Raw genomic sequence first — 24,248 nt, 5'->3', positions numbered from 1 at the left:
GAAATTTGTTGTGTTTACTTATTGTGAATAAAGTACCGAGACAAAAGTCCCGGTACTTTACACAAAAATTAACCGTTTATTCTGCCATAGGCAGATGTAATTATGCTACTATTTCAGTTACCTGACCAGCACCTACAGTTCTGCCACCTTCACGGATAGCGAAACGTAAGCCTTTTTCCATAGCGATAGCGTTGATCAATTTTACATTGATTGTAACGTTATCACCAGGCATAACCATTTCTACACCTTCAGCTAAGGTGATTTCACCTGTAACGTCTGTTGTACGGAAATAGAATTGCGGGCGGTATTTATTAAAGAATGGCGTGTGACGGCCACCTTCTGCTTTTGATAATACGTAAACCTCTGCTTTGAAATCAGTGTGAGGGTTAACAGAACCTGGTTTACAGATAACCATACCACGACGGATATCAGTTTTCTCAATACCACGTAACAATAAACCTACGTTGTCACCAGCTTCGCCACGATCAAGGATCTTGCGGAACATCTCAACACCAGTTACGGTTGATTTTAAGTTCTCAGCACCCATACCCAAGATGTCAACCTGCTCACCAGAGTTAATAACACCACGCTCGATACGACCGGTTGCAACAGTACCACGACCAGTGATCGAGAATACGTCCTCAACAGGCATCAAGAAAGGAAGCTCAGTTAAACGTGGAGGGATTGGAATGTAGCTATCTACAGCATCCATCAACTCCATAATTTTGCCTACCCATTGAGCATCGCCGTTAAGACCGCCTAATGCTGAACCCTGGATAACAGGGATATCGTCGCCAGGGAAATCGTAGAATGATAATAATTCACGGATCTCCATTTCAACTAATTCTAATAATTCTGGATCATCAACCATATCCACTTTATTCATGAATACAACCAATGAAGGTACACCTACCTGACGAGCCAAAAGGATGTGCTCGCGAGTTTGAGGCATTGGACCATCTGTAGCAGCAACAACAATGATTGCACCATCCATCTGAGCCGCACCTGTAACCATGTTTTTCACGTAATCCGCGTGACCTGGACAGTCAACGTGAGCGTAGTGACGGTTTGCAGTTGAATACTCAACGTGTGCTGTGTTGATCGTTATACCACGTTCTTTTTCTTCAGGAGCCGAGTCAATTGAATCAAATGAACGAGCTTCTGATAAACCTGCATCTGCTAACACTTTGGTTATAGCTGCAGTTAAAGTTGTCTTGCCGTGGTCAACGTGACCGATTGTACCGATGTTTAAGTGCGGTTTACTGCGGTCAAATTTTTCTTTTGCCATGATTTATATTTGTTTGTAGGTTAATTTATTCTTAAAAATTATAATCTATTAAATTATGAGCCAACAATGGGATTTGAACCCATGACCTCTTCCTTACCAAGGAAGTGCTCTACCCCTGAGCTACGTCGGCTTGTATTGTTCAGATCGCAATTAAAAGTTATCAGTTCGCAGTTACCTGCTTGCTGTGAACCGTGCGCTGCTCACTTTTTTTTTCAGAGCGGAAGAAGAGGTTCGAACTCTCGACCTATAGCTTGGAAGGCTATCGCTCTACCAACTGAGCTACTTCCGCAATTTTTTAAACTCCAAAAACTAAACTCTAAACCCTAAAACAAATTTTAAGATTTAGAATTTAGCATATCTGGATATTCATCGTGGGGGGAGAAGGATTCGAACCTTCGTAGCCGAAGCAGCGGATTTACAGTCCGCCCCATTTGACCGCTCTGGTATCCCCCCATTGTTGATTTCGGATTTACAATACTCAATTGGAAGCTAAGTACCGTATTTCCGAAATAAACAGAGCCTCCTATCGGGATCGAACCAATGACCTACTGATTACAAGTCAGTCGCTCTACCAGCTGAGCTAAGGAGGCTTAAATTGTTACCATCACCTATTTACCATTTCGGACGTTTTGGTTTTTGGCTGCAATTATTTGCGCTATTTTTTTTCTTTCTAAAGAACCACCCTTTCAATAAACTGAGTGGCTGTTAAGCCCTCTCTGAAAGGGATTGCAAATCTACAAAAATTTAAGGCTGTACAAAATATTTTTGCAAAAAAAATCGGCAGGCTTTAAACCTGCCGATCCACGCTTAGTTTTAGCGTTCATATATGCTTAAAAATCATCTTCTTCCGTAATAAGGGCCGCTTTTTTAGCAGCTTCGGCAGCTATAGATTTTTTTGTTTTATATTTTTCTATCTGCTTACGAAGGCTTTCAACCACCACATCGGTAGCTTCTTCAAACGTTTTGCACTTCTCTTTTGCAAAAATTTGGCTACCGGGCAGCAAAAGCTTTATCTCCGTTATCTTGTTTGCCTCGTCATCTACATTCTCTAATTTCAAATATACTTCACCACTTATGATGTTATCAAAAAAGGTCTCCAGTTTATCCACCTTTTTTTGTATAAAATCCAATAATTTCTGATCTGCTGTAAAGTGAATAGATTGCGTGGTAATTTTCATTTTTCCTCCTTTTTATGCCTTTGGATGGGCTTGTTTATAAATAGATTTAAGTCGTTCTACTGAATTATGCGTATAAATTTGCGTCGCGCTTAAGTTAGCATGGCCCAACAACTCCTTTATCGCATTTAAATCGGCACCTTTATTTAACAGGCTGGTTGCAAACGTATGCCTTAACACGTGGGGGCTGCGTTTATCCTGAGTTGATATATATGACAGATACTTTTGCACTATTAAATATATAAGCTTTGGATATGCGCTTGCTCCTTTATTTGTAACGAGTAACGTTAAGGAATTGTTATGAAAATTTTCAGCTTTTTTTGCCTCATCATACCGTTTTAACAGTTGTATAAGCTCGTTATTAAGAGGTATTATCCTCTGTTTGTTGCGTTTACCTAAAACTTTAACAGTGGCTTCGTACCAATTAATATCTTCATCTTTTATACCCGTAATTTCGGCAAGGCGCATGCCTGTGCCAAAAAGCATCTCGATAACCAATTTATCGCGCAGGCCGGGAAAATCGTTTGCGAATATGTGCTCGTCACCGGTATCCATCCTACCGTCAAGCATACCCATAAGTTTTTCCCCGTCAACAACGGTTGGCAGGTTCTTGGGCACTTTTGGCGCGTTGACGCGCGATGTTGGGTTGGTGGTTATTACCCCGTCCTGCAATAAAAACTTAAAATATTTACGCAACGTGGCAATTTTGCGGTTAACGGAACGGGCCAGCAGCTTATTATCCATAAGGCCGACCATCCAATTGCGGATGTCGTGATGGGTAATTTCTGATGGATGGGTAACTTGTGGTGTGGTGTTGGGAGGGTTCAAAAAAAGCACGAACTGCTCCAGGTCGCTTCGGTAAGCTAATATAGTATGGGGCGAGTACCTTTTCTCAAAACTGATGTACTGTATAAACTTGTCTAAAAACATAAAAACTATTTGAACACCCAATAAATTGAATGTACAAATAGTTTTTTTATAGTGACAAGAAAATCTGTAAAATTCTTTCCGGAGAAGAATTAAACAGCAGTTTCTAAATTCATATTCTGCTTGTAGATAGCATGTTTAATTTCATGCCTGCGGGTAATAGATTTTTTCTCGAAAGCCTGGCGACTGCGCAGTTCTCTTAAAACACCCGTTTTTTCAAATTTCTTTTTAAAGCGTTTTAATGCTTTGTCTAATGATTCGCCGTCTTTTACGTTAATAATGATCATAATTCCAAATACCTCCTTTCAGGGACGTCAAAGGTAGGAAATTACTTTTAATTCTGAAATACAATATTTTATATTTTTTAGGCCCGGTTAATAGCCTATTGCTTCAGCGATTGAGGCGCACGTTTATCAACCGGCAAAGCCATGAATTTTTTGTAGCTATCATTTATATAAGCCACCATCGATTCGTTGTTATTCCCGCGCAAAAAGGCATAGCTGGGCCTAAACATAGTCATAAAGTTTTCCAGGTCGTTCCCTTTTAAAGGCACCAGGCTGGTTACATAAGCCGGGCTAAAGGCGGCATCAATTGCCCGCTCTTCAGATTCGCGCTGAAAGTAGCGTTTTAACCTACGGGCTTTTTTACCTTCGCCGCTAAACCAGGTAGATGGCGAAAAGGCATACACCTTGCTTTTCTCGTAAACATCCGGGTATTCTTCCCTTGGGTTAAATGTAGTGCGGGTAGCCGTAATGTTTACCGCTCTTAAAGATATCATTGAGGTTACCAGTTCTATCTTTTTTGGAGCCATATCAACCAAATACAAAGTATCTGATACATATCCCGGCGAGTTAAATATAAGCGTGTGGCCCGCCGCGGCGCGGATGCCAAAGTTCCCCTTCTTATCCGTAATGCTTACTTGCTTATTGGTGATATCCTTTATAAAAACATCGGGTAAACGTGTGTTGGTGCCATGTTCGTAAACAGTACCTTTAAATGTACCTTGCGCACCGGCAAGCGACGTTACGGTTACTAACAGAATGATAAGGGGAAGTAGTTTTTTCATGGCTGATGGATTAGCTAACAGTTAAACCTGTTTTGCCGGGCAAAGGTTTCAAATTAAAACTTCAAATCAACAAAAAACCCGGCCTAAGCCGGGTTTTTCAATATTATTACTTTTTCCAAACATTGTTGTCGGGGTTATAATCCGGCAATACTTTATCAGGGTCGTAGGTAACAGATTGGATCTCTTCTGTCGACGGGTACTTTACCACAAACGTGGAGTTGCGTTCCCAGATCTCAACAGGTAGTTTAAGGCGCTCTACCTTTCCGCTAACGGTTTTAATTTCAAGGATACCCGGCATAACCAGTTTATCAAGGTTATCTAAAGTGATCAAAGCACCTTTTGATGCATCGCCACTAACGTATTTAACGTCGCGCACGCCAACATCATGGCGCCAGTTGTTAATGAACCAGCCTCTCCAGAACCATTGTAAGGTTTCGCCGCTTGCGTTCTCCATTGTACGGAAAAAATCATCAGGTGTAGGGTGTTTGAATGCCCAACGCGCCACATACGTACGGAAAGCATAATCAAAACGCTCGGGGCCTAAGATCTGCTCGCGCAATAAGGTTAAGCCTGTACCGGGTTTAAAGTATAGCATTAAACCTGTATTTGCTTCTTTTAGGTTCTCCGGGGAGCTCATGATAGACTCCATGGCATCGCTGGTTAAAAACGCGCCCATTTTTTCCATATCCTGCTTTTTGCCCGCATACTCGCCTTTATTAAAGTCGGCGGTACTAAGCGTGTTGATAAAGGTATTAAAGCCTTCGTCCATCCAACCATATAAGCGTTCATTAGAACCAACTATCATCGGGAACCAGGTGTGGCCAAATTCATGGTCGTTAACGCCCCACAAATCACGTTTTTTTGCTTTCCAGCTACAAAATACAATGCCCGGGTACTCCATACCACCAACAACACCGGCAACAGCAGTAGCAGCAGGGTAAGGGTATTCGAACCATTTTTGCGAGTTAAACTCTATTGATTTTTTTACGTACTCGGTAGAACGGCCCCAAGCATCATTGCCATTGCTTTCTACCGGGTAGGCAGATATTGCTGTTGATTTTTTACCGCTTGGTAAAACCATTTTGGCTGCATCAACAATAAATGATGCGGATGAACCCCAAGAAGCATCACGGGCATTCTTTATTTTGAATTTCCAGGTAAGTTGTTTTTTACCGGCCGGACGCGATGATGCCTCGGTAACCTCGCTTGCCGAACGGATAATTACTGTTGCTTCGCTTTTCTCAGCCTGTGCCCAACGTTTCACTTGCTCTGGGGTATATACATCCTGTGGGTTTTGCAACTCGCCCGATGCTACTACAATGTGATTTGCCGGGGCAGTAATGCTCAGGTCAAAATCACCATACTCCAGGTAAAACTCTGCGGGGCCGGTATAAGGCAACGTATTCCAGCCCATGATATCGTCATAAACGTACATGCGCGGGTACCATTGGGCTACTGTGTATATCTTACCATTTTTTGTATTTTGGATCCCGGTACGGTCAGACCCATATTCAGGAACTACAAATGAGTATTCGATATTTAGTTTTACCTGGCCACCGTTAGGGTTAACGCCCGTTGGCAAAAACACCTGCATACGAGTATCATTTATCAAAAACTTAACGGGGGTATCGCCCACTTTAACCGATTTGATATTGTAGCCACCGCCTGATAAAGCGCCACGGCCGCCGTTACGGCTTCCGCTTGGCGGTATTATAGCTGTACCACGAGAGTCTGATTTAAATAAGTTTTGGTCTAACTGCATCCACAAGAAATCCAGTTTCTGCGGGCTGTTGTTGGTGTACGTTAAGACTTCGGCACCTGTAACCTCGTTGTTTTGATCGTTAAGGGTGGCCGACAATTGGTAGTCGGCACGGTTTTGCCAGTATTTAGCGCCCGGCTGGCCATCTGCTGCGCGGAACTCGTTACCATTTTTACTATAGAAGAACGGCGCGAATGCCTCATGGTAATTATAATTACTTACCGGGGCCTGCTGCGCCTGGCTAATGCCGTTTACAGACATAAATGCCAGCGTAAAACCGGCAATTAGTTTAAATTTCATAATTTTTTAATGATTTGGTAAAAACAAGGACAATTATACTAATTATTGGATTAGCTATTACGAGATTTATTTATCTGTAATAATTAAATTACGATAGCTGATTGTTAGGCGATTAGTGTTTTGGGCACCACAGCTATAATTTGTATGATTATTTCAAATTACTGTTGTAAACCTGCTCGTCAAAACCAAAGGAAAGAAAATCGCCATTCTCTACAACCGGGCGCTTGATCATGCTGGTTTTTTCTTGTAGTAGCTTCAGAGCATCATCTTTGGTTTTGACACCCGCCTTAACTTCGGGGTCCAGCTGCTTGTAAGTAAGGCCTTGCTTGTTCATGAACTTTTCGTAGCCGGCCTTGCTATCCCACTCGGTCAGTTTATCGGCACTAACGCCCAGTTTCTTAAAATCGTGAAACTCGTAAGCTACATTATTGGCCTTAAACCAATCGAGCGCTTTTTTTACCGTATTGCAGTTTGTAATGCCGTAAACTTTCATTAATATTACTTGGATATAATCTTTTTTAAGGTTGAATAGAAACGACTATTTGCTATTATAATGTCCCATCGCCGATACAACAAAAACCGTTACAATGTCTTCTTCAACTTTATAAATTAATCTGTCTTTTCGATTGATGCGCCTTGACCAAAATCCGGCAAGCTCATACTTTAACTGTTCTGGATTACCAATACCTGTATATGGATCTTGTGAAAGTTCGACTAGTATTTTCTCAATCTTTTTGATTGTTCCTTTATCACCTGATGTGTAATGCTGTTTTAGGTGTTTTTGGGCCAGTTCCTCTACTTTAAGTTTAAACTGCCCCATATGTCTTTTGGATCAACCTCTATGTAATTACCATTTTTACTTGCCTTCTTTACCATTGATACAAATTCAGGGTCATAAGGGCTTGTTTCCACAGTTACTTTTAATGCTTTAGCAACAGCCTTTAAAGCACTTAACTGCTCTTTATTTTGAGGATGCATTATTAATGTTGTCATATTCAAATTTAATCAATTATATCCAAAGCTTAAACCTCAAATATCAGGCATATTTACACGAAGCTTCGAGGATAATCTTATTTATTAAACTTGGTCATCGTAAGCTCCGTACCGATGGTGGCAAAACTTTTAATCATTTCTATCGAGCGGTCTATCAATGCAGGCAGTTCGGGTTTCTCGTCATCATCAAAACCGCTTAGCACGTAATCAACCTGGCGGCCTTTAGGGTAGTTATCGCTCACACCAAAACGCAGGCGTGCATATTCGTTATTACCCAGGGTCGCCTCAATGTGTTTTAAACCATTATGCCCCGCGGCGCTACCTTTTGGTTTAAGGCGGAGCGTGCCCAATGGCAAAGCAATATCATCCACAATAACCAGTACATTTTCAACAGGGATCTTCAGTTCCTTCATCCAATAATTTAAGGCCTTGCCGCTAAGGTTCATGTAGGTGGTAGGCTTAATAAGGTGAAGGGTGCGGCCTTTATGGTTCACTTCGGTGTAAGCAGCCAGGCGCATGGTATAAAACTTTGCCCCTTCCTGCTTTGCCATTTCATCAAGCACCATAAAACCTATGTTATGCCTGGTATCGGCATATTCCGGCCCAATGTTTCCTAACCCAACTATCAAATATTTCATAAGCCTACCCTTAACAGGGATTTAAAGCGCAATTATACAAAAATAGCGATGGGTTTAAACCCCATCGCTATCATATTTTGCTTATCAGTTACTTACTGTCTACAATCCTACTACCGAATAAGGCACACGGATGTTTTTTACACGGTAGTAATAAGGGTCGAGATAACCTTCCTGGCAATCTGTAACGCCACAGCCCGAGAAGTTCAAACAAAAGGTTAATAACAGTTCGTTATGGCCGTTAACCGATTCCGGGTGAATAGACGGCGTATAGTAACGCGCATATTTACCGCCAAAATATTCGCTAACCGTATAAATATATTTTTGCGCGGTGAACGGGCCCGTTGGGCTGGTCGACGTGGATATATAAATATCGCGCTTAGTTTCGCAGTTAAAACCCTGATCCATTGACATCATAATGTATTTACCATTGAGGTATGAGATACTATTATTACCCGGCCCTACGGCAATTTTTGCCGCATCGCTGGTAGTAGGCGTGTTTACCCATGAAGTGCCGTCCCAAAACGCCCACGTCAATGGATCGGTTTGTTTAAACCTGGCTACAAAAATATTTTGGCCATAGCCAAAGTTAAAACCCTGCGAACCGAAAGAGTACACATAGCCATCGTTACCCTTTACCATACCTGATGAATAGCTTATATCTGTTTGACCCGACATACCGGCTGGAGTATTACGTACAGCCGACCATTCGTCGCCTGCGTTAGGAGTAAGCTTGTACAGCGACTGGTTGGTGGCACCCAAGCCCCTGCCCTCGCCGCACTGTACCCAAACGTCGTTGCCTATCTGCACACCTAATCCCGGCCATGACCAATCTGTACCCGGCTGGTTATTAAAGATCTGCCTTGGGCGGCCATGCGCGCTGTTTGGTATCGTCATGTTAGTGGTATGATCGGGGTTCCAGTCGGTTGCCGTTGGCTGTATCATTACCGAGTTGTTGTAATTAAAGAAGTCCGAACACGCAAATTTATGATTATCGCGCAGTCTCGATCCGTCCCACGCATCTTGGGTGATCCACAGAACTTTGCCATTGCTTAGCGGCACACTGGTACCCTGATCAAACGCTACCGAACCCTGGCTTGAGTTATTTCTCTCAAAAAACCCAATTGCCGCATCATCTCTGTAGGCTTGTTCGGGCAATGGCATAAAGGTAAATTGTTGATTGCCGCTTTTATCATCCGCCTTTTCCAGTGTTACTTTAACGTCTGCGGCCGATGTGCTTAGTGCCAAACCTGTATTTTTATTAATGATATTAAATACACCTACAGTTGATGATTGCCCAACTGTCCACAACTCGCCTGCAGCGGCCGATTCACGGTATTGCTCAGCCTCGGCACCCGCCAGGGCGCCCGTACCTGCATTTATAAACTTACCGGTGTATAAATTCCGGATCTGGTAATATCTTACCCCCCCGGCCGTGCTATTATAGATGAGGTGCCATTTTTGCCAAAGCGGCATTACATTTAAACTTGTTCCGGCTTCTATCTTTTGATTATCCTTATATTTCTCATTGTAGGTGTAATTGCCCGCTACCTGTAGCATCTTGCCATTAGTAGCTGCAATGGCAAATACGCCATAGTCCGAATTATTAAAATCAAATACTTTAAATTCAACATTCCAGTCGATTTTTTCGCCGGATTCGGCGGTGACTACAAATACCTGCTTTTGCGAAGTAGCGTTAAAGCTTGCCCCCGATGCAGGCGACACTGTCGACCCATCGGAGATAACCATGTTGGCTTTTAAAGCGGCCATGTTAGCCCCTTTATACACGGTAACGGTTATTGTATGTTTAACGTTATCAAACACTGCCGGGCCCATTTGCCCCTCGGCAAGCGCGAATTGTTTGATCATTCTTCCCGGGCTGGGGAATCTCTTGTAATTATCCTTAGAACAGGACATAGTTAGTACAATTGCTGTAAGCAGTAGTAATACTTTCTTCATGATGACGGTCTATGCTAAATTGGTTTAGCAAATTTATAAATGTAAATCGTTTTAGCAAACTTTTTGAAAGATATTTTTATAAACTGTTTTAGAGAAAACCATACGCATAAAAAAAGCGACGGTAGATACCGTCGCTTTTCAATAAATTCAAATCGGTTAAATTCCGATAAATTATTTTTTGCCTGCCTCTTGCTCAGCCTGGCGTAATGCACGTGAAGTGGTTACAGATACAATTGTATCTTCTTGTGAATTGGTGATAGTAAGGTTAGGCAAGTTGATCTCGTTAACTTTTACTGATTTACCAACCTCAAGGGCTTCGATGCTCACTTCGATGTTATCCAAGTGATCTTTCGGTAATGCTTTAACACGCAGTTTCCTTAGTTTTTGAACTAATTTACCACCCACTTTAACACCCGGAGAAGTACCTGTTAATTTTACAGGAATTTCAATAGTGATAGGTTTCTTTTCATCTAACAATAAAAAGTCGATGTGGATAAGTTGTTCCGTTAACGGGTGGAACTGCATATCTTTAATGATGGCTTGTGATTTAACACCAGCAACTTCAATTTCGATGAAATGAACAACCGGAGTATAAACTACGGCTCTCAAATCAGCTGCGGACACTGCAAAGTGGGTTTGTGTTGCACCACCGTAAAGTACTGCAGGCACTAAGCCCTGGTAACGCAGTCCTTTAGCGTCTCTTTTCCCTACGTTCTCTCTTGGAGAACCGCTAATAGCAAATGATTTCATTATTTATTTATTCAAAGCCACACCAACATGGTATGGATATTTTTAATCTACTTTAAAAAGCTGGCTTATCGAGCCATGCTCGTTTACGTTGCTTATTGCTTTTGCAAACAAATCGGCGGTGGTAAGTACCCTTATTTTAGGGCTGCTATGTTTTAATGGTATGGTATCGGTCACTATCAGTTCGGTTAATGCCGAGTTTTCGATAGTTTCATAGGCCTTACCTGATAATACCGGGTGTGTACATACCGCGCGAACGCTGCGTGCACCACGCTCCATAATTAAGCCGGCTGCTTTTGCAAGCGTACCTGCTGTATCGCAAATGTCATCTATCAGTACAATATCCTGATCGGTAACATCTCCAATGATGGTCATGCTTTCAATTTCGTTTGCGCGCTTGCGGCGTTTGTCACAAATTACAACTTCGGCATTAAAAAACTTCGCGAAACTGCGCGCCCTGTAAGAGCCACCCATATCCGGCGATGCAATGGTTATGTTACCCAAACCAAGGCTTTTTATATAAGGTACAAATATGATAGATGCATCTAAGTGATCTACCGGTACATCAAAAAATGCCTGGATCTGTGCAGCGTGCAGGTCCATCGTCATAATACGGTTAATACCTGCTGCTACTAATAAATTTGCTACCAGTTTCGAGCCTATGGCAACACGCGGCTTATCTTTCCTGTCCTGGCGGGCCAAACCGAAGTAAGGGATAACCGCAATGATGTAATGAGCAGATGCGCGGCGCGCGGCATCTATCATCATCAGCAGTTCCATCAGGTTATCGGTAGGCTGGTGTGTGCTTTGTATCAAAAACACATCACATCCACGGATACTTTCGTTAAAATGGGGCTGAAATTCGCCATCGCTAAAACGAGACAAAACTACATCGCCAAGCGGTTGCCCGTATGATGTAGCAATGTGTTCTGACAGTTCCTTAGAACCCGACCCTGCAAATAGCTTAACTGTATTAAACTGTAAAGGCATCTTCTTATTTCGGATTTACGATTTACGATTTCGGATTTTAACATCCTATTTCGTTAGTCCAAGTACACCAACCCCGTATAAAAAACAATCGGATTTCGATTTTCATCTTGGAAGTAAATCCGAAATTAAAAATCCGAAATCCGAAATTTCTATGTTGCCCGACCAGGATTCGAACCTAGACAAACGGTACCAAAAACCGTCGTACTACCTTTATACTATCAGGCAATCTCCTTTGGTTTGTAAGCCATCCCGAAAAGGAATGCAAATATAGGACGATTTTTGAGAACTCAAAAGCAAAATTTAAAAAAGTTTTGAAATTATTTCAGCAGCCAAACCATGCGTTAAAAAGTGTTAAGGTTTACCGCTTTTAACATAAACATCGTAATGTTTTTCTTATTTTCGGCTGCTTAAACCTGATTTAGCTTGTAATAAACAGCATGAAATACAATAAGATCAACAATATTTTTGGCTGGGCAGCCGGCATTATTGCATCCATCACCTACATTTTAACGCTCGAACCATCTACCAGTTTTTGGGATTGCGGCGAATTTATAGCTTGTATTTACCGACTGCAGGTAGCTCACCAACCCGGTGCGCCGTTATTTACCATGATAGGTAAGGTGTTTTCGTTATTATCTTTTGGTGATAACATGAAAGTGGCTTACTTCACCAACATGGCATCAGCACTTGCCAGCGGCGCAACCATATTGTTCCTTTTTTGGACGATAACCGCGCTTGCTAAAAAGTTGGTTGTTAAGGCCGGTCAGGAGATCACCCAAACCAATATCATCCAAATTATAGGTGCAGGTTTAGTGGGTTCGTTAGCTTATACCTGGTCAGACACATTCTGGTTCTCGGCTGTTGAGAGCGAGGTTTACGCGCAATCATCCCTTTGTACCGCCATCGTTTTTTGGGCCATATTGAAATGGGAAAACCATACAGATGAAGCCCATGCTGATAAATGGATCATTTTCATCGCCTATGTAATGGGCCTATCCATCGGTATCCACTTATTAAACTTACTGGTTATACCTGCCATTGCATTGGTTATTTACTTCCGCAGGGCAAAACAAGTTACAACCGGCGGTACCATCTGGTCGTTTGTATTAGGTGTCATTACGGTTGCCTTAATACTTTGGGGGGTTATACAGTTCACGGTTAAAGGCGCGGCCTTTTCTGATCTGCTTTTTGTAAACACCCTGGGCATGGGCTTCGGCAGTGGCGCTATCGTGTTCTTCATATTGGTTATAGGCACCCTGGCATCGGGGATCTATTACACCATAAAACCATCTACAACTTTTTTAGGCATTGCAGTACTTTGCTTTGTTGCCTTACTTACCATTAGCGCAGGCATTGTTGGCTTGATTGGCGCTGCCGCTATTTTAGCTCTATTAGAATATGTTTTAAAAGTACGTGAAAAACGTGTTGCATTAAACCGCGTTTTGATATGTGCAGCGTTCATATTGTTCGGTTATAGCTCGTTCGTGATGATCGTTATTCGTGCTAAAGCGGGTACCAACCTGAACAATAGCGACCCGCAAGACCCGTTTGCCGTTAACAGTTATTTAAACCGCGACCAGTACGGCGATACGCCTTTAATGTATGGCGAGTATTTTGATTCGCAGGTTACCGACCAGACCGAGGGTGCCAAGATATATCGCCGTGGCGAAAAACAATACGAGATTGCAGGTAAAAAGCTGAATACCATTTACGACAGGAACACCCTGTTCCCGCGTATGTTTAGCCAAAAGCCAAATCACGCTGAGTTTTACAGGATGTGGAGCAACCTTGGCGCCGAGGAACACCCAACCATGGGCACCAATATTGGCTTTTTTACCAGCTGGCAGGTTACGCAGATGTATACCCGCTATTTTTTGTGGAACTTTGTAGGACGGGCAAACGAAATGGACGGGCAAACCGCGCAGGGTGCAGATGGCAGCTGGTTAAGCGGCTTTAGCAATAAAGACCTGCCAAGTACCGTCACGCTAAGCAAATCATACAACAGGCTATATTTCCTACCGCTTATAATAGGTTTATTGGGGATGGTATTCCACTTTCAACGCAACCAGCGCGATGCGGGGGTGGTAGTGATCCTGTTCTTTTTTACGGGTTTAGCCATTGTGCTTTACCTAAACCAAGACCCATTACAGCCACGTGAGCGTGATTATGCTTATGCAGGCTCGTTCTATGCGTTCGCTATCTGGATAGGCCTTGGCGTCTTGTTCATTGCCGACTTGCTGAGCAAAAAGATCAATCCTAAAACCAGCGCTATTGCCGCTACCGTAATATGTTTGCTTGCCGCGCCTGCGCTTATGGCCAACCAGGAATGGGACGACCATGACCGCTCTACCAAGCTTACCCCGCATGATATTGCTTACGATTACCTAAACTCGTGTGCGCCAAATGCCATCCTGTTTACCTATGCCGATAACGATACTTACCCGCTTTGGTATATCCAGGAGGTTGAGAACGTTCGCCCGGATGTACGTATCGTAAATTTAAGTTTATTGGGTACAGACTGGTATATCCGCCAGATGAAGGGCAAAATGAACAACTCGGCACCGCTGCCTATCACCATGGATAACAAAAAGTTTGAAGCCGGTGTGCGCGATGTTATTTATTATAACGACGCGAAACTTGCAGGCAATGTGGAGTTGAAAGAAGTGTTCGACTTTATTACGTCAGACAGTAAGGACAACATGGTGCAGTATCAAAGCGGCGAAAGCGCTAACTACCTGCCAAGCAAAAACTTTAAATTGACGGTTAATGCCGATGATGTAGTTAAATACGGAACGGTGCCTGCCGATAAAAAAGACAAGATAGTACCAGAAATGGACTGGACGTATCCCGGTAAATATGTAACTAAGGATAACCTGGCTATGATGGATATCCTGGCGCATAACAACTGGAAACGCCCGGTGTACTTTGCATCTACCGTGCCAAGCGACAATATGCTTGGGCTTGACAAATACCTGTACAGCGAAGGTTTAAGTTACCGCTTGATGCCGTATAAACCGGATACAACCGCTGCGGCACAAGAGAATAGCAACACCCTGAAAATGTACGATAACATGATCAAGAAGTACAAATATGGCAATTTCAAAAATGCAAAGTATTTAGATCACGAATCGCTAAACCTGTTTTACCCTTTGATAACCCGCTTGTACGCTACCCTTGCCGATAACCTTTTAAAAGAAGGCCACCAGGACCTGGCTAAAAACGCTTTAAAGAAATATGATGATGTAATGCCATCGGTAATCATATCATCTGAATTGGCCGTACGTAAATATTACATGGCCGAAAGCTTGTTCCGTATGGGTGATGCTACTTTAGGCATCAAGCTTGCTACACAAATTGATAATTACATAGTTGACCAACTGAACTACAGCTACATACTTTATCAAAAAAGCGATGGCAGCCTAAACAGCCGCGATGTACAGCTGTATCTTTCGTTATTGAACGGGATGGTTAACCTAACCAAAAGCTACAAGCAGGATGCCCTTAGCGCCAAAATAAGCGCCCAGTTGAAAGACTACGGCACCAAATTTGGCGGTATGCAGGCACCACAACCACAGTAAGGATACTTAATTTTATAGATAACAAGAAAGCGGCAATTAGCCGCTTTTCTTGTTTAAAACGAGTAACATATCAACCTTAGCATCGTCTTAGTAGTACAACTTAAGAATATGAAACACGCCTACCTCCTGCTCTCTTTACTCATCCTCAGCAATATTTCATCAGCCCAAAACAAGGCGGCTGTTATAGATTCTATGCTGCACCGCACCAATCGCCCGGGCTTGTTTAAGGGGAATATTTTAGTGGCAGATAAGGGGAAGATAATTTACAAAGGAGCGATAGGCTTTACCGATGCATCGCAAACAACTGCGCTAACAACACAATACCGGTTTCACATTGGCTCCATAGCTAAAGAGTTTAATGCAGTAGGTATAATGATGCTTAAAGAGCAGGGTAAATTAAGCATTGATAATAAGGTATCTGAATACTTCCCCAATTTACCGGCGTGGGCAAAACAGATCAGCATTAAAAACCTGCTGCAATATACCAGCGGCCTGCCCGACCTTAAATGGAAAACCATAAAAAATGATGCAGACATCTGGGCCGGCCTGCAAAAACTTGATAAACTTGATTTTGAACCAGGGACGCAATATGCCTACAATAACAGCAACACATTTTTACAGCGCCGCATAATTGAAAAGATAACCGGCTTAACTTTCACTGAGTTTGTAGAGCAAAAAATGCTAAAACCCCTAAACATGACCAATGCTTTGATCGACCCTGACGATAGTACAACGCTAATGGCCAAATCATATAACAATAAGCTGCAACAGTCATCCCTAATCTACCCAATTACCGGTTGGACAGCTGTTACGCTGGACGACTTTTATAAATGGGAGTTGGCTTTGGAGGGTTTTAAACTGATAAACCCGGAGTCGACAAAAGAGATCATTACCCCTTTTGCGCCTAACAAACAATGCGGTTTAGGTGGTGGCAGTATGGCAGGCCGCAAGATACTGACCCATGAGCACGATGGCACGAGCTTAAATTATCAGGCCTTGCTAACAGCTAACACATCACAGGGCCGCACGGTTATCCTGATGACCAATAACAAGCAGAATAATTTATACGATATAAACAGAGCTATCCAAGCTATTTTAGATGGCAAGCCTTTTCAACAGCTTAAAAAATCGGTATTGGTGGCTTTTGGGCCGCAGTTGGATAGCCTCAAAGGCGCACAGATCATCAGCTTTTATAATAACCTGAAAAAAAAATACGCTGCCGATTATGGTTTTGAAAACGAGTCGTCGTTAAATGAGATAGGCTACTATTTTAAGAATAAGAACCGCATGGAAGATGCACTGATAGTTTTTGAATATAACACTACCCTGTTCCCAACATCGGGCAATTTATTTGACAGCCTGGGCGAAGCGTATTATGCCAAAGGCGATAAAGCAAAGGCCCTGATAAACTATAAAAAATCACTTCAACTCGACCCTAAAAACGAAGCGGCAAAGGCTGTAATTGCCGAGTTAGAGAAGAAATAATTAGGCCTGTCTCACGGTGTACCACTCTGTCCCATTTTTTTAAAAGTGGAACGCCCTCAAATTTAGTTAAAGCCTTAATTTACAAATCATTAAATAAACGACACTTGACACTGTCTCACGCACCAGAAATCGCAAAAAACTGATTACCAACAATTTACGTTTTTTAATTTACATAGTAGCATAAAAAACGGGACAGTAAGCGGTACAAAACGAAAAAAGCGGCCATGCAGCCGCTTTTTCGTTTTGTCTTTATCTAAAACTTAATCCTCTTCTACAACACCCATGCTGCAGAATTTGTCGATACGCTCGGTAACCAGTTCGTCGACGTTACGTTCGGTTAAGGTTTTAAGGTCTTTAATTAATTGCTTTTTTAATGTGGCAGCCATAGTAACCGGGTCCTGGTGTGCTCCACCAAGTGGTTCTTTAATAACACCATCAATTAGCTTGTTCTTCAACATTTCTGTCGATGTTAGTTTCAGCATTTCGGCAGCGCGTTCTTTATGCTCCCAGGTTTTGAACAGGATGGTAGAACAGTTCTCAGGCGAGATAACCGAATACCACGAGTTATCCAACATCATCACTTTATCGCCAATACCAATACCCAATGCACCACCGGATGCACCTTCGCCAATTACCACGCAAATTATAGGCACTTTCAATACCGACATTTCCAGCAGATTACGGGCAATAGCCTCGCCCTGTCCCCGCTCTTCAGCCTCAAGGCCCGGAAATGCTCCGGGGGTATCTATTAAAGTAACAACAGGCTTGCCAAACTTCTCGGCTATTTTCATCAGCCTTAAAGCTTTGCGGTAACCTTCGGGGTTGGCCATACCAAAATTACGGTATTGGCGTTCCTTGGTGTTACGCCCTTTTTGGTGACCAATAAACATCACCGTTTGGCCATTTAACGTCCCAAAACCACCTATTATCGCTTTATCATCACCCACAGTACGGTCGCCATGCATTTCGATGAAATCATCGCACATCAGCTCAAGGTATTGTAAAGTATAAGGGCGCTCGGGGTGGCGGGATATCTGTACTTTTTGCCATCCGGTAAGGTTGGCATAAATCTCTTTCTTGGTGTTTTCCATCTTGGCCTCTAACTCGGCAACGGTGGCAGACATGTCGAGCTTGTTTTTTTCTTCAACCTGCTTAACTTTTTCTATCTGGCCTTGCAATTCGGCAAGTGGTTTTTCAAAATCAAATGTAATCTTCATACAATTTTATTGGCCGCTAAATTAAATAAATCCATCGGCATATTGTTTAATATCCTTACTTGAATGTACGCAATTTATTTAACTGCTGTGGCGACAGTAAATAATACGTTTTTACAGCCGCATTTAAAATGGCATTACGAAGTTCGCCCTGGTATAAGCCATAGCGGTTTGTATAGTAGATGAGGTCGCTTTCGTTTATCTTTTTGGCGCGGAACAGCGCGTCAAGCTTGGTTTCGTTAGTTACAATAAAGTTGCCCATTTCTATCTTCTTGCGCTTTAACTCGGTACTTATTTTGGCTAACGCTGCCGCTTGCGACGGACTTAGATCTATCTCTTTCTTAAACTTCAAAGCCTTATCTGCCGACGGGTAATTGTTCATTTCGGCCACCTTATTCATTTCGTAAAGGTCATCTCCTTTAATTAAAGCGTTGTATTGCACCTCGCTAAAGGTTTTTACTGGCGATGGTTTGAGGGTGCTGTCCGGTGTTTGGGCAAATGCCGCTAAACTAAAAACAAACACGAAAGCAACGGCAGATAATAGTTTATACATAGTATTAGTTTGATTATAAGACGCAATTTTTTTAATCTAAAGCTAGTGTTATATAATTTCAAAATATTAATACATTTATACTTCAGATGAAAATACAACTATTCCTTCTATCTATCCTTCTTCCCTTTACTTTAAAAGCCCAAAAAAACTGTGTTGAAATAAAAAATAGTATAACAGGTAAAATAAATAAGATCGGGATTGTTCAAATGTTTAGCGCGAATTCGTCTAACTTAAACTTCATTTAACAAGGTGATAATTAAACAGTGAATTATATAACGCTGTTGTCAAAACCTAAACAATTATTTGCTTCCGATAGCCTCCATGTTCTTTTTGAATTTGGCAACGGTATAAAAAGGGATATTTTAGCCTCTAAGCTATCACATATCAATGGTGATAGTACTTCCGATACGATGTTTGTCACTTTTATATCAAACAACATCACCGAGTATATCGATGATTTTAAAAAAAACAGAATAGTTTCGATAACATTAGGTTCGGATTCAAAGTACACGATACAAAATAAACTGTTGATTCCAGACGGCCTCGCAGACCGCATAATAGAAACAGTAAATTGTGTTACGGAGTAAGGTAAACTATTAGTAAATTAACTTTTACAAATTAGCTTCTCATTTTGAACGGGTACGAGGAGAAATCTTGTTACTCCATGCACGTATCCTACTTGTCTTATCTAACAAGTTTTCTCGCCGCTGCGCTTCCAGCGAAATAACACGGTGGAGAAAGCAACCTTACTCCACCTTCATTACCTTAGTCCTCTTACTTATCCCGTTCTCGTTAAAAGCCTCTATCTGGAAGTAATATGGCAGGCCTTTTTCCATGCCGTTAAAGTAGTACTCGGTGATATTGTAAACCATAATGTTACTGTACAGTTTATCCGGCTCGGTACCAAAGTAGATGGTATAACCCACGGCCCCGTCGGTTTGCCGCCAGCGGATCCACGAGTTACGGCGCTCGGCATCGCCACGAAGAACGATCATATTCCTTACCGTATCCGGCGCTGCACCTCCTGCTTTCCCAAATACCCTAAATCCTGATAGAGCAAACTTACCCGTTGGCATGTGCAGGTTGGTTATTTTCAAGTAACGCGCTTTAGCAGGGGTTTTCAGTTCGACGTAATCGTGCGGTACATCGGTTTTGTTTTTGCTTTTATCTACCAGCGTTTTCCATGTTTTACCATCTATTGATGAAGAGATAACATACTGATGAAACACCCCTAACGATTTACCCATGAACGTAGCATCCTGGTCAGCGTAGTTTACTTGTATAGCCCTAACGGTGCTTACATCGCCCAGATCCGTTTTAAACCACTCGCCTTTGTTGGCTGTTTTGGCGCTCCAGTAGGTTTTAATATCCTCATCCACCGCCAGGTTAGGTACGTAAGCGCCAAGGGTTGACGATACTTGCACAGGCTTGTTGTAGTTCAGCAACATCCAGCCTGTAAAATTACTTTTAAGGTGGTCTTCCTTGCCTGCGGCTAAGTAATGCGGGTAATCGCCATAAGCGGTATTGGTGTACAGCACGCCATCCTTATCAAAACCGGCCGGCCAAAAACCGTTGCGGCGTTCAAAATTATTTTTTACGTTAATAACCATGGTACTGATGTGCCAATAGTTACCAAATTTATCGGCCCAGGTTGCACCATGCCCCGCCCCTTTAGCAAAGCCGCCGGGCTTGTAGCTAAATGGGTTATGTTTTTGATAAGTGAACGGACCAAGCGGTTTATCGCCCACGTAAACGCCATCGCCGTAGCCACGCCCTTCGGTGCCGGGTGAGGCATATTGCAGGTAGTATTTTCCGTTATGTTTATTCATCCAGCCGCCTTCCATAAACCCGGTCAGGAATACGTTATCATTATTCTCGCCAAAGCGCTCCCAGCCGTGCTCTTTCCAGTCCAGTTTGATCATTTCCTTTTTTGGGCCAATGGGTTCAAAAGTTTTACGGTCTATCTCCTGCCCGTACATGGGCAGGGTGTTGCTGCTTCCATGGTAGATATACACGCGGCCGTCATCATCCGCAAATAGCCCCGGATCCCACGCGCCAACTTTAAAGTAATCTTTGGCAGCTTTCCAGGTATCGTGAGTTGGGTCGGTACTCATCCACAGGGTAAAATCTTTATTATAGGTAGAGCCAATAACCAGTAGCGTATCGCCCAAAACCAGTGTACCGGGCGCGCAAAGTTCATCGCCTTTAACCTCGTTGTAGGGCCTCACAAACTTGCGCGACACAAACTTCCAGTTCAGCATATCGCTGCTCCACCAGTAACCAAACTGGTTGGTACTAAACAGGTAATAATTGCCTTTAAATAGCGTAACGGTTGGATCGGCAGTGGCGCGGTGCTTGCCCCATGCGGCAAAGGTCTCGAACGGCGTATAACCATAATCAAGATTAAGCGGGTTGCAATAGGTTAAGCGTTTGGTTTGTGCTGATACGGATACAGCACAGAATACAATCAGGGCAACTAATGAAATGCGAAACTTCATAACAGGTAATGTAATTGGTTAGCGAATCAAATATCAGTTTTTATGGCGATAAAAGAAACAGCCGCCGGTTTAGTATAAAAAAGGACGGCCACCTTCTCAGGCGGCCGTCCTCATTATAAGACCAGTCGGAACTATTACATCCCGAAAGCTTTTTTTAGTTGGTCAACAGCGTACATTTCTGCTTCTTTGGCTTGTGGAACTACTGCACCCATGCCAAAAAACTCGTGCGTTACGCCGTCCCAGTTTTTACTATCAACGGTTACACCGGCAGCCTTCAATTTCTCAACTAAAGTCATGCCTTCGCTTTGCAAGGGATCTATCTCATCTGTAATAACAGTTGTTGGCGGCAGGCCTTTAAGGTTGGCGGCGATCAAGTTAATACGGGGGTCTTTACCTTCGGCCATATTATTAAGATAGTTTTTTACAAACCACATCATCATTGGCTTATCCAAAGGTTTGGCAGCGGCATTTTTGGTGTATGATGGTGTTGCCATGTCTGATCCTGCAATGGGGTACACCGCAACAATCGCGGTTGGGATCATGATCTTACTATCGCGGGCTTTAATAGCAGTGTTGATAGCAAGATTACCACCCGCACTTTCGCCTGCAACGGCAATCTTTTTTGGATCACCTTTTATAGACGCGGCATTATTTACCACCCATTTGTAAGCGGCAAATGCATCGTTATGCGCTACCGGGAACTTATGCTCCGGTGCTAAGCGGTACGCTACCGATACCACTATGGCATCCGTTTTATCAGCCAATACGTTTGCTGATGCATCATATACATCAAGGTTGGCTATTACAAAACCGCCACCGTGGTAGTACACAATTACCGGATAAGCTGCTTTACCTGTTTTTGGGGTGTAAATGCGTACATGGATGTTACCGCCCTCAACAGGCAGCTCTTTACCAATAGTATCTACGTTAAATACAGGCTTTGGTATGTTGTTCTCTTTCATCAGGTCCATCACCGCGTCGGTAGGAGTGTTGTTTTTACGGGCCTCAACCGCGGTTAATTGCGGAATAGGCTTATCGCCATAGCTTGCTAATTTTTCGATAACGGCCTGCATTTCCGGTTTTATATCCGGTGCCCATGCAGGTGCAGGGCCTTTTGGTTTTAATGTTACCGGTTTAGCAGTATCGGCCGGTGCCAGGTTAGTATCTTTAGCGGTGCTATCCCCGGCACTTTTAGACGCGCTGCCGGTACATGCTGCGGTGCCCATCATACAGAATAGTGCTACATAGGTAATTGATCTGATTCTCATTTTAGTAGATGATTTGTTAAGTTTCACATCCCATCAAGTACAACAACTGTGCTATAAATGATTAAACTTTACTATTAGTTATGAAAATAGCGATTAGTTGTAAAGTATTTAATTTGAGGGAAATTTCGATCTGGGCGGATTTTTCGCTTGGTGGTCATGGCTTCTTTTTGTACAGTCTGTCAGGATAGTGAAATATTACGGGGATCAAAAGGAAACTTGTGTCACATTAGGCGTTTTGACCCGTATCTTCATAAAACATTTTACAATACTATACTATGAAATACAGAACTTTAGGCACCACCGATGTACAGCTATCAGCAATTGGGTTAGGCTGCATGGGCATGAGCCATGCTTACGGCGAACCCGACGACGATGAATCTATAGCAACACTAAATAAAGCTATTGAACTGGGCATTAACTTTTGGGATACTGCCGATGTTTATGGCAGCGGCCAAAACGAAAAACTGATCTCGCAGGTATTAAAACCCAACCGCGATAAGATCTTCCTGGCTACCAAATTTGGTTTTACTGCGGATGGCACCGGTAAACTCTCGGGATTTGACGGCTCTCCGGCTTATATCAAAAAAGCTGTTGAAGCAAGTTTAAAACGCTTGCAAACTGATGTTATCGATCTTTACTACGCGCATCGGGTAGACCCTAACATACCCATCGAAGAAACCGTTGGCGCCATGGCCGACCTGGTGAAGGAAGGCAAAGTAAAATACCTCGGCTTATCCGAAGCATCGGCAAACAGCATCCGCAGGGCACATGCCGTACACCCTATAGCCGCCTTACAAAGCGAATACTCGTTATTAACTCGTGACGTGGAGACGGAAATATTACCGCTTACTAAAGAATTGGGGATCTCATTCATCCCGTTTAGCCCCCTTGCCCGCGGCTTAATGACTAACAAACTTGATGTAAGTGAGCTTAAAGAAGGCGATTTCCGCAAAACGCTGCCCCGCTACCAGCAAGGCCATGCAGACAATAACAACCAACTGGCAGATGGATTTGCGGGGATAGCCGAAAGCATTGGCGCAACGCCTGCCCAACTGGCTATTGCATGGGTACTTAACCAGGGCGACAACATCATCCCAATCCCCGGCACTAAAAAGCGCAATTATCTACAAGAAAATGCAGGCAGCGTTGATGTCGAATTAAATGCTGATACGCTCAACAGTATAGATGCCCTGCTTAAAAGATTCCCTAACACAGGCGACCGTTACAACGAGGGTAATTTGAAATTTGTAGATAAGAATTGATAAACTGACATTGTGCCGAAGATTCGCTAAACAGCTATTTAGTATCTTCGGCCTTTTCAAACAAAACACTTATGCACAAAAATTTAAGCCGCTTCGCGATAGTTGCTATAGCCATGTTAGCCTTCGCCTCTTGCGATACATCAGCCAAAAAAGATAAAGCACCTGCAACTAATACCATTCCCAAAGCTGCGGTGGCTTCAAGTGTACCTGCCGCTATTGATACAGGTAAATTAGTTGGCGCATGGCACGATGAAACCATTAAAACAGATAATGGCGAAAGTATAGCCTACGAGATAGTTAGCAGCGGCCATAAGGTTTTTATACAAGCAATTACTTTTAAAGGCACCGATCTGAAATTGAACGACACCCCGCCTATCACTGCTTCAGCATCCGAGATCAGGAAAGAAGGTGATGGTTACGTAAGTGTAGAACGCCCCGACGAAAGCTACAAAGTTGACAAAAAAGGCAACCTGCTTTTATATGATAAAGGCATATTGGTAGCTACCTGTAAAAAGATATTATAGTATAAAGGCCCGGATTATAATCGGGGC

21 protein-coding genes and 5 tRNA genes are annotated in these 24,248 nt (G+C 42.9%); 4 read left to right on the top strand and 22 right to left on the bottom strand.

The features are described from left to right. Nucleotides 1–100: 100 nt before the first annotated feature. The 18 genes from tuf to ABIB39_RS08170 form a co-directional block, all read right to left on the bottom strand. A complete protein-coding gene (gene tuf, locus ABIB39_RS08255; protein ID WP_354428939.1) occupies nt 101–1,288 on the bottom strand; it encodes an elongation factor Tu in 1,188 nt (395 codons plus the stop codon). Nucleotides 1,289–1,346: 58 nt separating this feature from the next. Beyond that, nucleotides 1,347–1,418: transfer RNA gene (locus ABIB39_RS08250), tRNA-Thr, on the bottom strand. Nucleotides 1,419–1,504: 86 nt separating this feature from the next. Further along, nucleotides 1,505–1,577: transfer RNA gene (locus ABIB39_RS08245), tRNA-Gly, on the bottom strand. A gap of 83 nt (nt 1,578–1,660) precedes the next feature. Further along, nucleotides 1,661–1,741, bottom strand: a tRNA-Tyr gene (locus ABIB39_RS08240). Nucleotides 1,742–1,805: 64 nt separating this feature from the next. Beyond that, nucleotides 1,806–1,878 (bottom strand) — tRNA-Thr (locus ABIB39_RS08235). Nucleotides 1,879–2,118: 240 nt separating this feature from the next. Next, nucleotides 2,119–2,466, bottom strand: a complete 348-nt coding sequence (hpf, locus tag ABIB39_RS08230) for a ribosome hibernation-promoting factor, HPF/YfiA family (RefSeq protein ID WP_354428937.1) — start codon at nt 2,464–2,466, stop codon at nt 2,119–2,121. A gap of 12 nt (nt 2,467–2,478) precedes the next feature. Further along, nucleotides 2,479–3,393 carry a phage lytic cycle repressor MrpR family protein gene (locus ABIB39_RS08225; protein WP_354428936.1) on the bottom strand — a complete coding sequence of 305 codons (915 nt, stop codon included), beginning with the start codon at nt 3,391–3,393 and terminating at the stop codon, nt 2,479–2,481. A gap of 89 nt (nt 3,394–3,482) precedes the next feature. Further along, the gene (gene rpsU / locus ABIB39_RS08220; protein ID WP_354428935.1) at nt 3,483–3,677 is read right to left on the bottom strand and encodes a 30S ribosomal protein S21; all 195 of its coding nucleotides are present in this window, start codon (nt 3,675–3,677) and stop codon (nt 3,483–3,485) included. Between the two features lie 95 nt (nt 3,678–3,772). Beyond that, complete coding sequence (locus ABIB39_RS08215) at nt 3,773–4,456, bottom strand: peptidase associated/transthyretin-like domain-containing protein (protein ID WP_354428933.1); 684 nt, start codon at nt 4,454–4,456, stop codon at nt 3,773–3,775. A 106-nt stretch (nt 4,457–4,562) separates the two neighbouring features. Next, entirely contained in the window at nt 4,563–6,515 is a 1,953-nt protein-coding gene (locus ABIB39_RS08210) for a M1 family metallopeptidase (protein WP_354428931.1), read from the bottom strand. A gap of 148 nt (nt 6,516–6,663) precedes the next feature. Continuing rightward, complete coding sequence (locus ABIB39_RS08205; protein WP_354428930.1) at nt 6,664–7,008, bottom strand: Spx/MgsR family RNA polymerase-binding regulatory protein; 345 nt, start codon at nt 7,006–7,008, stop codon at nt 6,664–6,666. A 45-nt stretch (nt 7,009–7,053) separates the two neighbouring features. Further along, on the bottom strand, nt 7,054–7,335 hold the full coding sequence (locus tag ABIB39_RS08200; protein ID WP_354428928.1) for a Txe/YoeB family addiction module toxin: 282 nt from the start codon (nt 7,333–7,335) through the stop codon (nt 7,054–7,056). Next, nucleotides 7,311–7,508 carry a DUF2683 family protein gene (locus ABIB39_RS08195; RefSeq protein ID WP_354428926.1) on the bottom strand — a complete coding sequence of 66 codons (198 nt, stop codon included), beginning with the start codon at nt 7,506–7,508 and terminating at the stop codon, nt 7,311–7,313. Before ABIB39_RS08195 ends, ABIB39_RS08200 begins: the two co-directional genes overlap by 25 nt. Nucleotides 7,509–7,585: 77 nt before the next feature. Next, nucleotides 7,586–8,146 carry an aminoacyl-tRNA hydrolase gene (pth, locus tag ABIB39_RS08190; protein ID WP_354428925.1) on the bottom strand — a complete coding sequence of 187 codons (561 nt, stop codon included), beginning with the start codon at nt 8,144–8,146 and terminating at the stop codon, nt 7,586–7,588. A 99-nt stretch (nt 8,147–8,245) separates the two neighbouring features. Further along, nucleotides 8,246–10,102 carry a DUF5005 domain-containing protein gene (locus ABIB39_RS08185; protein WP_354428923.1) on the bottom strand — a complete coding sequence of 619 codons (1,857 nt, stop codon included), beginning with the start codon at nt 10,100–10,102 and terminating at the stop codon, nt 8,246–8,248. A gap of 171 nt (nt 10,103–10,273) precedes the next feature. Further along, nucleotides 10,274–10,852 (bottom strand): 50S ribosomal protein L25/general stress protein Ctc, encoded by a 579-nt coding sequence (locus ABIB39_RS08180; RefSeq protein WP_354428921.1) that lies wholly within the window; start codon nt 10,850–10,852, stop codon nt 10,274–10,276. 42 nt (nt 10,853–10,894) lie between these two features. Further along, nucleotides 10,895–11,839: a ribose-phosphate pyrophosphokinase gene (locus ABIB39_RS08175; RefSeq protein WP_354428919.1), complete on the bottom strand. Its 945-nt coding sequence runs from the start codon at nt 11,837–11,839 to the stop codon at nt 10,895–10,897. 154 nt (nt 11,840–11,993) lie between these two features. Beyond that, nucleotides 11,994–12,064: transfer RNA gene (locus ABIB39_RS08170), tRNA-Gln, on the bottom strand. Nucleotides 12,065–12,276: 212 nt separating this feature from the next. On the opposite strand from ABIB39_RS08170, the gene ABIB39_RS08165 reads away from it, so the two are divergent. Continuing rightward, nucleotides 12,277–15,417, top strand: a complete 3,141-nt coding sequence (locus tag ABIB39_RS08165) for a protein O-mannosyl-transferase family (RefSeq protein WP_354428918.1) — start codon at nt 12,277–12,279, stop codon at nt 15,415–15,417. A gap of 108 nt (nt 15,418–15,525) precedes the next feature. Further along, nucleotides 15,526–16,902, top strand: a complete 1,377-nt coding sequence (locus ABIB39_RS08160) for a serine hydrolase (protein WP_354428917.1) — start codon at nt 15,526–15,528, stop codon at nt 16,900–16,902. A gap of 260 nt (nt 16,903–17,162) precedes the next feature. Here the strand turns inward: ABIB39_RS08160 and ABIB39_RS08155 are convergent, their stop codons facing one another. From ABIB39_RS08155 to ABIB39_RS08140, 4 genes are all read right to left on the bottom strand, one after another. Continuing rightward, the gene (locus tag ABIB39_RS08155; protein WP_354428914.1) at nt 17,163–18,119 is read right to left on the bottom strand and encodes an acetyl-CoA carboxylase carboxyltransferase subunit alpha; all 957 of its coding nucleotides are present in this window, start codon (nt 18,117–18,119) and stop codon (nt 17,163–17,165) included. Nucleotides 18,120–18,174: 55 nt separating this feature from the next. Next, nucleotides 18,175–18,669: a hypothetical protein gene (locus ABIB39_RS08150; protein ID WP_354428912.1), complete on the bottom strand. Its 495-nt coding sequence runs from the start codon at nt 18,667–18,669 to the stop codon at nt 18,175–18,177. 746 nt (nt 18,670–19,415) lie between these two features. Next, a complete protein-coding gene (locus ABIB39_RS08145; RefSeq protein ID WP_354428911.1) occupies nt 19,416–21,167 on the bottom strand; it encodes a family 43 glycosylhydrolase in 1,752 nt (583 codons plus the stop codon). A gap of 134 nt (nt 21,168–21,301) precedes the next feature. Next, nucleotides 21,302–22,435 carry an alpha/beta hydrolase gene (locus tag ABIB39_RS08140; protein ID WP_354428909.1) on the bottom strand — a complete coding sequence of 378 codons (1,134 nt, stop codon included), beginning with the start codon at nt 22,433–22,435 and terminating at the stop codon, nt 21,302–21,304. Between the two features lie 275 nt (nt 22,436–22,710). On the opposite strand from ABIB39_RS08140, the gene ABIB39_RS08135 reads away from it, so the two are divergent. Beyond that, a complete protein-coding gene (locus ABIB39_RS08135; RefSeq protein WP_354428907.1) occupies nt 22,711–23,697 on the top strand; it encodes an aldo/keto reductase in 987 nt (328 codons plus the stop codon). A 71-nt stretch (nt 23,698–23,768) separates the two neighbouring features. Next, the gene (locus ABIB39_RS08130) at nt 23,769–24,221 is read left to right on the top strand and encodes a hypothetical protein (protein WP_354428905.1); all 453 of its coding nucleotides are present in this window, start codon (nt 23,769–23,771) and stop codon (nt 24,219–24,221) included. Nucleotides 24,222–24,248 lie beyond the last annotated feature (27 nt).

The organism is Mucilaginibacter sp. UYP27, from assembly GCF_040547175.1.
In the GTDB taxonomy this organism is placed as follows: Bacteria; Bacteroidota; Bacteroidia; order Sphingobacteriales; family Sphingobacteriaceae; genus Mucilaginibacter.
Note: the sequence above shows the minus strand (reverse complement) of the source record. Positions and strands in the feature narration are given on the sequence as shown.